6 protein-coding genes and 1 pseudogene are annotated in these 5,870 nt (G+C 63.7%); 4 read left to right on the forward strand and 3 right to left on the reverse strand.

What is annotated here, in order from left to right:
• The 3 genes from RMO57_RS14845 to RMO57_RS14855 all read left to right on the forward strand — a co-directional run.
• Positions 1-1,670, forward strand: a 1,670-nt coding sequence (locus RMO57_RS14845) for a molybdopterin-dependent oxidoreductase (protein WP_310387901.1), incomplete at its 5' end; no start/stop codon positions are given.
• 29 nt (positions 1,671-1,699) lie between these two features.
• Positions 1,700-2,728, forward strand: coding sequence for an aminopeptidase (locus RMO57_RS14850; protein ID WP_310387902.1), 1,029 nt, complete (start codon positions 1,700-1,702; stop codon positions 2,726-2,728).
• 18 nt (positions 2,729-2,746) lie between these two features.
• Positions 2,747-3,067 carry a polyhydroxyalkanoic acid system family protein gene (locus tag RMO57_RS14855; protein WP_310387904.1) on the forward strand — a complete coding sequence of 107 codons (321 nt, stop codon included), beginning with the start codon at positions 2,747-2,749 and terminating at the stop codon, positions 3,065-3,067.
• 54 nt (positions 3,068-3,121) lie between these two features.
• Here the strand turns inward: RMO57_RS14855 and RMO57_RS14860 are convergent, their stop codons facing one another.
• Positions 3,122-3,373, reverse strand: a complete 252-nt coding sequence (locus RMO57_RS14860) for an acyl-CoA-binding protein (protein ID WP_310387906.1) — start codon at positions 3,371-3,373, stop codon at positions 3,122-3,124.
• 116 nt (positions 3,374-3,489) lie between these two features.
• Here RMO57_RS14860 and RMO57_RS14865 point away from each other — a divergent pair, with 116 nt between their 5' ends.
• The gene (locus RMO57_RS14865) at positions 3,490-4,914 is read left to right on the forward strand and encodes a wax ester/triacylglycerol synthase family O-acyltransferase (RefSeq protein ID WP_414896436.1); all 1,425 of its coding nucleotides are present in this window, start codon (positions 3,490-3,492) and stop codon (positions 4,912-4,914) included.
• An 8-nt stretch (positions 4,915-4,922) separates the two neighbouring features.
• Here RMO57_RS14865 and RMO57_RS14870 read toward each other — a convergent pair whose 3' ends face one another.
• Both RMO57_RS14870 and RMO57_RS14875 read right to left on the reverse strand, forming a co-directional pair.
• A complete protein-coding gene (locus tag RMO57_RS14870) occupies positions 4,923-5,273 on the reverse strand; it encodes a hypothetical protein (RefSeq protein ID WP_310387908.1) in 351 nt (116 codons plus the stop codon).
• 205 nt (positions 5,274-5,478) lie between these two features.
• Positions 5,479-5,870 (reverse strand): annotated as a pseudogene (locus tag RMO57_RS14875) (hypothetical protein); the annotation flags it as partial.

The raw sequence follows: 5,870 nt of genomic DNA on the forward strand, positions 1-5,870 counted from the left end.
CGGCGCGCTTTTTCCACAAGCTCGGCGCGAGCCTGCTCGACCGCACCATCTGCAGCCAGGCCGGTGGCGACGCGCTGATTGCCACCTACGGCGCCAAGGTGGGCATGCACGTCGAGCAGTTCGTGCACAGCCAGCTGATCCTCATCTGGGGTGGCAACCCGATCACCAGCAGCGTGCACTTCTGGACCTTTGCGCAGCAGGCCAAGCGCGCGGGTGCCAAGCTCATCTGCATCGACCCGCGCAAGACCGAGACGGCCGAGAAGTGCCACCAGCACATCGCCGTGCTGCCCGGCACCGACGGAGCATTGGCGCTGGCGCTGATGCACGAGCTGATCGCCCACGACTGGCTCGACCACGACTACCTGGCGCAGCACGTGCATGGCTGGCCCGCGCTGCGTACACGCGCGCTGCAGTGGCCGCCTGAACGCGCTGCCGAGGTCTGCGGCATCACGGCCGCCGAGGTGCGCGGCCTGGCGCGTGACTACGCGCAGAGCGCGCCGGCGGCGATCCGCCTGAACTACGGCATGCAGCGGGTGCGCGGCGGCGGTAATGCGGTGCGCCTGATCGCTTTGCTGCCCTGCCTGACCGGCGCTTGGCGGCACCGCGCCGGCGGCCTGCTGCTGTCCAGCTCGGGCTGGTTCTCGCCCTTTAAGCGCGGCGACTTGGAGCGCCCCGAGCTGCGCGCCGGCCGGCCTAGCCGCACCATCAATATGAGCACGATCGGCGACGACCTGCTGCGCCCGGCCAGCCCCGAGTTCGGCCCGCGGATTGAGGCGCTGATCGTCTACAACAGTAATCCGGTCGCGGTGGCGCCGGAGTCACCCAAGGTCGTGCGCGGCTTCCAGCGCGCCGATCTGTTCACTGTGGTGCTGGAGCATTTCATGACCGACACCGCCGACGCGGCCGATTATGTGTTGCCTGCCACCACCCAGATGGAGCACTTGGATGTGCACACCAGCTACGGCCACACCGACATCCTGATCAACGAACGGGCGGTAGCAGCACTGGGCGAGGCCAAGCCGAACACGCAGATTTTTCGCGAGCTGGCCGCGGCGATGGGTTTCAGCGACGCCTGCTTTGCCGATACCGACGAGCAGCTGGCGCGCCAGGCCTTCAGCGCCGACGTCGACTTTGATGCCTTGCGGGCCCAGGGCTGGCAGCGCCTGCCCGTGGCCGAGGCGCCGTTCGCCCATGGCGGCTTTCTGACCGCCAACGGCCGGGCGCAATGCGGCGATGCCGATCATGTAGCGAATTACGAGAGCGCAGCCTCCAGCCCTGAGCTGGCGGCGCGCTTCCCGCTGGCGATGATCTCGCCGCCGGCGCGCAACTTCCTCAACTCCAGCTTCGTCAATGTGAAGAGCTTGCGCGATATCGAGGGCGAACCGCTGGTCGAGATCCACGCGGCGGACGCCGCCGCCCGCGGCCTGGTCGACGGCGCCATGGTGCGCATCTTCAATGACCGCGGCAGCTACCCCTGCCGCGCCCGCATCAGCCCGCGTGCCCGACCCGGCGTCGTCAACGGCCTGGGTGTGTGGTGGCGCAAGCTTGGTGTGGCGGGCAGCAATGTCAACGAAGTCACCCATCAGCGCCTGACCGATATGGGCAATGCACCGAGTTTTTATGACTGCCTGGTCGAGATTGAGGTCTGGGGCGGGGCGGCGGCGGGGTGAGGTTGTTTGCTGCGTTCGCCGCGTTCGCCGTGTTTGCCGCGCTTCCGCTGCTGAGTGCCTGCACGCAGACCGCCTATCTGGGCCAGTCGGTCGGCGGCCATCTGAGCCTGATGGCGGCGGCGCAGCCGGTCGACAAGCTCTTGGCTCAGCCCGAGCTGGCCGCCGACCTGCGCGAGCGCTTGCTCTTGAGCCAGCGCCTGCGCAGCTACTCGATCGAGGCGCTGAAGCTGCCGGACAACGACAGCTACCGCCGTTATGCCGAGCTGGGCCGGCCGGCGGCGGTCTGGAATGTGGTCGCCACCGGCGAGCTCGATCTGACGCTGAAGACCTGGTGCTTCCCGGTGATGGGCTGCGTCGGCTATCGGGGTTACTTCAAGCGCGCAGACGCCGATGCCTATGCCGAACAGCTGCGGGGCGAAGGCCTGGAGGTGCTGGTTTACGGCGTGCCGGCCTACTCAACCTTGGGCTGGAGCAATTTTTTCGGTGGCGACCCGCTGCTCAATACCTTCATCAAATACCCGGCCGGTGAGCTGGCCGGCATGTTGTTTCATGAGCTGGCGCACCAGGTCGCCTATGCCGCCGATGACACCCAGTTCAATGAGTCTTTTGCCACCCTGGTCGAGCGCCGCGGCGCCGAGGCCTGGTTGCAGGCGCAAGCCAGCCCGGCCGAGCGCGCCGCCTATGGCTTGCGCCTGCAGCAGCGCGAGCAGTTCCGCGCCTTGACCGGCGCGTACCGGCAGCGTTTGGCCGAGCTGTATGGCAAGGGCTTGACCGATGAGGCCAAGCGCGCGGCCAAGGCGACCTTGCTGCAGGACTTGCGCCTTGACTACGCGCGCTTGAAGGCCGAGGAATGGGGTGGCGACGCGGCCTATGACGGCTGGTTTGCGCGCGCCAACAATGCCAGTTTTGCGCTACTGTCTGCCTATTCCGATCTGACGCCGGCTTTTGACGCCTTGCTGGCACGTCAGGGCCATGATTGGCCGCGCTTTTATGCCGAGGTTAAACGGTTGGCCGCTTTGCCCAAGCACAGTCGCCGCACCGAACTGCTGAAAAAATAATCACTGGAGATTGAAGACATGGCCGATATTTTGATTCACCGCGATCATGAGCTGGGCTTGAAGCGCGCACGCGAGATCGCCTGGGCCTGGGCCGAGCAGGTCGAGAGCAAGTTCGATATGGCATGCACGGTGCTGGAGGGCAAGACCAGCGACACCGTGGAGTTCAGTCGTTCGGGCGTCAAGGGCCAGCTGATCGTGGCGGCCAAGCACTTTGAGTTGAGCGCCAAGCTGGGCTTCCTGCTGGGCGCCTTCAGGGGCACGATCGAGGGCGAGATTCAGAAGGAGCTCGATAGCTTGCTGAACGCCGAGCCGGCAAAAAAGCCCAAGGCCAAAAAATAAAGCCGAGCTTGAAGGCTCGGCTTTGGCTCGGCACGGCTGCGCTGAAGTTGCGAATTACTTCAGCGACTCGATCAGATCGATATAGCTTTGCTTGGCTTCGTCCTGGCTCTGGCCCTTCAACTCGTTCCAGGCGTCCCACTTGGCACGGCCGACCATGTCGGTGAAGCCGGGGCGCGAACCGTCCACATCGCCGCTGCTGCCTTGCTTGAACAAGGCATAGAGCTTGAGCAAGGTCATATTGTCCGGGCGCTCCGGCAACTGCTTGGAGCCGGCCACGGCGGCGTCGAATTGGTCCTGAAGGCTCATGAGTTCTCCTTGAATAGTGGTAACAATCGGGATAGACAGCCGTGATGTTAACCAGCATTGTGTAGGCAGCACATAGCAAATTCTAGGAGACAGTTTTGTCGCAAGCGATTGAACGCATGTCCAAGGTGGATACCGCCTGGTTACGCATGGACACCGAGTCCAATTTGATGATGATTGTGGGCGTTTGGTACATCCGCCCGGCCATCACTTTGGAGGCCTTGAAGGAGCGGGTGCAGGCGCGGCTGCTGCAGTACACCCGCTTTCATCAACGCGTCGTCGAGGACGCGCTGGGTGCCCAGTGGGTCGACGATCAGGACTTCGACATTGACCGCCATGTGGTGGCTGAATTGCTGCTGCCGGTGCGCGGCAAGGCCGGGCAGCGCGGCCAAGAGGCCTTGAAAGAGCGGGTGGCTGAGCTGGCGATGGAGCCGCTGGACCCGGCTCACCCGCTGTGGCAGTTCCATCTGATTGAAGATCTGGGCGACGGTGATGATGACGACGCCGCCAGCAGCGGCTTGATCATGCGCATTCATCACTGCATCGGTGACGGCATCGCCTTGACCGCGGTGATGATGTCCATCACCGATGGCGGCCGCACGCCGCCGAGGCGCGAGCAGCAGCCGCGCGATGACCGCGACTGGTTGACCGACAGCCTGCTGCGACCGATCGCCGACCTGGCGATCAAGGCCATCGGCGCGGCCGGCTCGGGCGTGGCCAAGTCGGTCGAGGCTTGGAGCCATCCCCATCACCCGCTCGACGCGTCGGTCGATATGGCGCGCATCGGCTATCAGGCCGTCAACGACATCGCCGCTTTTGCTTTCATGCCGGATGACTCCCACACGCAGCTAAAGGGCAAGCCGGGCAAGCGCAAGCGCGTTGCCTGGAGCAATGATCTGCCGCTGGATGCCGTCAAGGCGGTCGGCAAGGGCTTGGGCGCCTCGATCAATGATGTCTTGCTCAGCTGCGTTGCCGGTGCAATAGGCAGTTACCTGCAGAGCAAGGGCGAGGACGTGGCGGGCAAGGAAATCCGGGCGATGGTGCCGGTGAATTTGCGGCCGCTGGCCAATAGCTACCAGCTGGGCAATCGCTTCGGGCTGGTGCCGCTGGTGTTGCCGATCGGCATCGTGAACCCGGTTGAGCGCCTGTATGCGGTCAAAGTGCGCATGAACGAGTTGAAGGGGAGTTTCCAGCCGGTGCTGGCCTTCGGCCTGTTGGCGGTGGCGGGCTTATTGATCAAGCCGGTACAGACTTTGATGCTGAATTTGTTCGCCAAGAAGGCGACGGCCGTGATGACCAATGTGCCGGGCCCGACCGAGCCGCTGCAGATGCTGGGCTCACAGGTCGAGCGGCTGATGTTCTGGGTGCCGCAGTCGGGCGATATCGGCGTCGGCGTCAGCATCTTGACCTATGCGGGCCGGGTGCAGTTCGGCTTGATCACCGACAGCACGTTGTGCCCTGACCCAGAAGGCATCATCGATCGCTTTGAGCCGGAGTTCAACAAACTCCTGCTGCTGACGATGATGCTGCCCTGGGCCGACTGAGGTCCGACTTACTTGGCCTTGACGGCTTGATCGGCCAGGTTTGGCTTCAAGTTCGGCTTGATGTTGGGGCGACCGGCGGCGGTCGGGTAGGCCGACATCACGCGGGTCGGGTCAACGCTGGCCAAGTAGCCGCTGTACTGCGCGTCGGTGCAACCGGTCAGCTTGCCGTTTTGCTTTTCACCGCGGTACTCGCCCTTGCTGTAGACGAATTGATATTCGCTGGCCGCAGCGGTTTTCGCTTCCGTGATGGGCGCCATCTTGGCGGCGCATTCAACCCGCAGCGCGGTCGCTTCAGGCGACTGTGCCATCGCTATGGCAGCCAGGGGAGTCAGGATCAGGGCCAACAGAGTGCGTTTCATGTGTTCAAACCTCGGTGAAAAATTGCGCTTGCAGCTGAATGTGAAGAGCGTTTGCTCCGTTTGAATTCAGCGGCTCAGGGTGCACAGCTTAAACGCCGAGGCTTGCTTTGACCACGCGCGATTGCGGGGGGTAAGTTGCCTATTTCCCGCGCCCAGCGTGAGAAAAAGCACGCTTTGCCTTGGCTGAAGTCTGGCGCTTGGACCTTCAGTCTTCCAGCTCTTCGCGGGCCATTTCAACGTCCAGCAACTCCATCGCGTCCATGGCTTCGCAGGCCGCGGCTTGCGCGTACAGCGCCTCGGCTTCCTTCATCCGCTTGTCGCCTTCCAGCATCACTAGGCCGTTGGCGCGCTCGATCATGGCGATGGCGCTGCCGGGGTTCAGCTTCAAGGCCTGCTCGAACATCTTGAGCCCGGTAGCGCTGTCGGCCCCTTGGGTGCGCCCCAGGAGCTTGCCCACCTTGTCGATGACCTCGGCATGAAAGGCCCCCAGCGCGATATGCGCGTCGGCGTGTTTTTGACTCAGCTCAAGCGTGGTTTCCAGCGCATGCTTGACCTTGCTACCCAAACCTTGAGCCAGCGCTTTGGCGACGCTGATGC

Source organism: Roseateles sp. (genome assembly GCF_031397715.1).
Classification (GTDB): domain Bacteria; phylum Pseudomonadota; class Gammaproteobacteria; order Burkholderiales; family Burkholderiaceae_C; genus Paucibacter_A.